Origin of the sequence: Actinoplanes rectilineatus (assembly GCF_000962825.1) — a bacterium.
Lineage (GTDB): Bacteria > Actinomycetota > Actinomycetes > Mycobacteriales > Micromonosporaceae > Actinoplanes > Actinoplanes rectilineatus.
Window position 1 is genome coordinate 1 of sequence record NZ_JZKF01000176.1, and the last position, 4,328, is coordinate 4,328.

Here is a 4,328-nt window from a genome sequence, read left to right on the forward strand (position 1 = left end):
CTCCTCGTAGACGACCCGCCAGCCGGCCCGGATGATCGCGATGGTCAGGTCGGTGTCCTCGGCGAGAGTGTCGTCGCTGAGCCCGTTGACCTGCGTCAGTGCCTGCTTGCGGAACGCCCCGATCGCCCCGGGCACGGTCGCCATGCAGCGCATCACGTCGTACGCCCGCCGGTCGATGCTGAACCCGACGACGTACTCGATGTGCTGCCAGAGCGCGATCATGCCCTTGCGGTTGGCGACCTTGGCGTTGCCGGCGACCGCGCCGATCTCCGGGTCCGCGAACGGCTTCACCAACTCGCGGACGGTGTCCGGCTCGAAGACCGTGTCGCCGTCCATCATCACCACGACCTCGGTGTCGGCCGCCGCGATGCCGGTGTTCAGCGCCGCCGGTTTCCCCGCGTTCGGCTGCCAGATCACCGTGACGTTCGGATAACCGAGTTTCTCGGCGATCTCCGCGGTGCCGTCGGTGGAGCCGTCGTCGACCACGATGATCCGGATCGGGTGGGTGCTGGCGGCCAGTGACCGGACCGTGTCGGCGATGCACTCCTTCTCGTTGTAGGCGGGCACCACCACGGTCACCGGTTTCGTGTACGGCGTCCCCCAGTACGGCGAGATCACCCCACCGGCCCGCCGGCGCCCGCGTTTGTGCCGGTTGGCGTGCTTGCGGCCGAGGCCGAGCATCAGCACCAGCCGGGCGATGGTGAGCACACCGAACGCGACGAGCAGCAGCGAGAACCAGGTGGTGGCGTTCTTGGCGATCTGGATCGCCCCGACGATGCTCGTGCCGAGGATCAGCTCGTTGGCGGTGGCCTCCGGGTTCACCGTCTCCATGCCGGTCAGTCCGGCGACCGTGGTGAAGGTGTACCCCTCCGCCAGCAGGGCCGGGATGACCTCGGCCAGCGCCGCGGCGGTGTTCGACCGGTCGCCGCCACCGTCGTGGAAGAGCAGGATCGCGCCCTCGCCGTCCTCCGGCATCACCGCCTCGACGATCTCGGCGTTGGTGACGTCCGGCTCCCAGTCCCGGCTGTCCAGGTTGTTGACCACGGTGAGGTAGCCGCGGTCGCCCATCTCCTCCATGACCGCCCAGTTGCTGTTGTCCAGGGCCTCGACGGTCGAGGAGTACGGCGGCCGGAAGATCACGCTGCTCACCCCGGCGGCGCCGGCCAGCGCGTACTGGGTCTCCTGCATCTCGACCAGGCGCCGCCACTCGCTCTTGGTGGACAGGTCGGGGTGGGTGAAGGTGTGGATGCCGACCTCGTGGCCCTGATCGAGCACCTGCTCGACCAGATCCGGGTACTTGCTGATCTCCGAGCCGATCATGAAGAAGACGCCCGGCACGTGGTACTGCGCCAGCACCTCCAGGATCTCCGGGGTGTACTCCGGGTCCGGACCGTCGTCGAAGGTCAGCACGATCTGCTTGTCACCCGGGCTGACGGTGGTGGTGGTCTCCCCGTCGGTCTGGATGATCGGGCCGCCGGTGAGCGCCTCCTCCGGCACCTGGTCCACGTCGCTTGTCGACTCGACCGCCTGGTCCTGGGTGAACTCGCCCTGCACCACACCGTTCACCGCGAGGAGACTGGCGAACAGGGTGATCAGCACGGCGAAGACGATCCAGCGGGGGCGGGGCACCCGGATCCGCCTCTTCTCCCGCGGAGCGGGCTTCTGGGACGCGTAGACGGACATCCGCTACCCCGCGAAGGCGGCGAACAGCGCGCCGAACTCGTGGTCGTCCTGCGCGATGCCGCTGCACGCCGCGTCGACCGCGCCGTCCGGGCACTCGCCGTTGTCCCGGTTCACCGACCAGAACCGGACAGATCCCAGGGACTTGTCTTCGGCGTACGCGAGCAGGGTCCTGACGTCGTCGACAGTGGTGACCGGACCGGTGTCGTTGGCGCCGATCATCGGGGTGACGCCGAGCATCGCGTAGATCTGCGTCTCGTCCCGGTCGGTCCAGATCGCGGCGACGTCGTCGCGGACCGCCTCGGTGGCGGTGACCATCGCGTCGCCCCAGTCGCCGTCGGCATGGAAGTTCATCGTCATCGCGTTGACGGTGACCTCGACGCCGGCGTCCTTCGCGCTCTGCAGCAGCGTGATGCTCGCGTCGGTGAGGCCGACCTGGGTGCCGCCCACAGGCACGGTCAGCGTGATCGCGGTGCCCCGCTCGTCCTGCAGCGTCTTCAGCGCCTCGGTCACCGTGGCCGGCTCGATCGACTGCTCGATGTCCACGTCCAGGGAGTTGCTTCCGGCCGCGTCCAGCACCGAGCCGTACGCCGCGGCCAGCTCGCCGGCCGAGCAGACGCTCTCCAGGTAGCTGCCGGTCGCCCCGCCGGTGGAGACGATCACCTCGCCGCCCAGGGCGGTGATCTTGTCTATCTCCGCGCCGATCGTGGCGTCGTCCAGGGCGGTCGTCCCGGCCCAGCTCGCCGTGCAGGTGCCCGAGCTGTCGGCGAGCACGAACGCCAGCGTGAAGTCGGTCAGGCCGGTCGCCTCGTTGATGGCGTCGATGTCCGCCGTGCCGCTGACGATGTCGATGTACGGCGCCACCGACGGCGCGGTGTCCACCGCGACCGTGGCGGTCGTCTTCTCCTCCGGGCTGTCGTCCGTGGAGCAGGCGCCGGTGAACAGCATCGCGGCGGCGGCCAGCCCGGCCAGGGACTGTCGGGGGGAAATCATTCGAGCCCCCGGAAATCGATGGGCGTCATGGTTGTTTCCCCTCTGCAGAATGCGCTGGCGAGGAGCCAAGTTAGGTGCGGAGTCTGGGGGAGACCTATGGACGAACCCAGTGACCCCTATGCGAAAAGTGACTCTCGGTGATTTCCTGATCGCCGATGGGTCGCCTATCGTGCCGGGAGGATGAAGTCTCGACATCGGACCTCGCTCGCGCTGGCCCTGCTCGCCGCGCTCGCCCTGGCCTGCGACGGAGCCGGTGCGGACCCGGGGCCGACCGACGGCCCGGAGCCGTCCCGGTCCGCCACGTCACTGCCCTCGTCGATGGCCGCCCTCGGCGATTCGATCACCGCCGGGTTCGGCAGCTGCCCGGTCTTCGTCGCCTGCACCCGCAACTCCTGGTCGACCGGCTCGTCGTCCGCGGTGAGCAGCCACTACCGGCGCATCCTCGAGGACAACCCGAAGATCAAGGGCGAGGCGCACAACCTCGCCGAGCCCGGCGCCGAGGCGGACGCGCTCGCCGCCCAGGCCACCCGCGCGGTCGACCTCGGGGTGCAGTACGTGACCGTCCTGATCGGCGCGAACGACGCGTGCGCCGGCCGGGTCCAGGACATGACCACGGTCGCGACCTTCCGCAAGGAGGTCGACCGCGGGCTGAAGCGGCTCAGGAAGGGCCTGCCCAAGGCGCGGGTGCTGGTGGTCAGCATCCCCGACCTCTACCGGCTCTGGCAGGTCGGGCGCACCGACGACGAGGCCGTCCGGGTCTGGGCGCAGGGCCGGATCTGCCCGTCCATGCTGGCCGATCCGGCCTCCCGCGCGGACGCCGACGACGCGCGGCGCAAGCGGGTCCGGGACCGGATCGAGGCGTACAACGAGCAGCTGCGGCTGGCCTGCAAGGCGTACGGCAGACGCTGCCGCACCGACGGCGGGCGGGCGCACGAGGTCCGCTTCGATCTCGACCTGGTGAACCGGATCGACTACTTCCACCCCAACGTCGAGGGCCAGAACGAGCTCGCCGCGGTCGTCTACCCCGACCGGTTCGGGTGGTGATCGGGGTCACAGACCTCGATGTTGGCACGTCCGGAACGCGGCGCGTGGACCTGCGATTTCGCGATCCCATTCACCCACAGTGATGACCCTCGTCCGAACAGGTCAGTTTTATCCAGTGGTATCGGCGGTATTCAGTGAATTCCACGGGGCATATTTGCTGGATTGTCGAACGATAGCGCTGAAAGGGAGACCTGATGGCAGATTGGGTTCTGGTGCCCTGTCTGGTGCAACTGCGGGCCGAGCTCGACGCGATCGCCCCCGGCCGCAGCCGCGCCAGCGACGGCACCATCGGTGACGCGGCCCACCAGGCTTCCGTCTCCGACCACAACGACGACGAGGTCGGCCGGGTGCCGATCCGCGACGCCGACTCCAAACACGAGGTGCACGCGTTCGACGCCACCGCCGACCTGCGAACGTCGAACCTGACCATGGAGAAGGTGGTGCAGCACATCCTCGGCCGCTGTCGCAGCGGTGCCGAGAAGCGGCTGCGGTACATCATCTTCAACCGCCGCATCTGGGAGGCGTCGAACTCCTGGCGGCAGAGCTCGTACAACGGGGCCAGCCCGCACACCGAGCACGCGCACTTCTCCTCGTCGTACGAAACCGCACGC

At 68.9% G+C, this 4,328-nt stretch carries 3 protein-coding genes and 1 pseudogene; 2 read left to right on the top strand and 2 right to left on the bottom strand.

Going from position 1 to position 4,328, the window contains the following annotated elements; all coding sequences use genetic code 11:
* Both WH85_RS45780 and WH85_RS45785 read right to left on the bottom strand, forming a co-directional pair.
* The coding region (locus tag WH85_RS45780; RefSeq protein ID WP_045748508.1) for a glycosyltransferase at nucleotides 1-1,683 on the bottom strand (1,683 nt) is incomplete at its 3' end.
* Nucleotides 1,684-1,686: 3 nt separating this feature from the next.
* Nucleotides 1,687-2,673 carry a glycoside hydrolase family 18 protein gene (locus tag WH85_RS45785; protein WP_045748509.1) on the bottom strand — a complete coding sequence of 329 codons (987 nt, stop codon included), beginning with the start codon at nucleotides 2,671-2,673 and terminating at the stop codon, nucleotides 1,687-1,689.
* Between the two features lie 180 nt (nucleotides 2,674-2,853).
* Between WH85_RS45785 and WH85_RS45790 the strand changes: the two genes are divergently transcribed.
* Both WH85_RS45790 and WH85_RS45795 read left to right on the top strand, forming a co-directional pair.
* Nucleotides 2,854-3,717, top strand: coding sequence for a GDSL-type esterase/lipase family protein (locus WH85_RS45790; RefSeq protein ID WP_045748510.1), 864 nt, complete (start codon nucleotides 2,854-2,856; stop codon nucleotides 3,715-3,717).
* Between the two features lie 194 nt (nucleotides 3,718-3,911).
* A pseudogene (locus tag WH85_RS45795) lies at nucleotides 3,912-4,328 on the top strand (peptidoglycan-binding protein); the annotation flags it as partial.

Bases quoted from the DNA above. Each gene is read 5' to 3' on its own strand.
- WH85_RS45785 (WP_045748509.1), bottom strand. From the start codon at position 2,673: ATGATTTCCCCCCGACAGTCCCTGGCCGGGCTGGCCGCCGCCGCGATG.
- WH85_RS45790 (WP_045748510.1), top strand. From the start codon at position 2,854: ATGAAGTCTCGACATCGGACCTCGCTCGCGCTGGCCCTGCTCGCCGCG.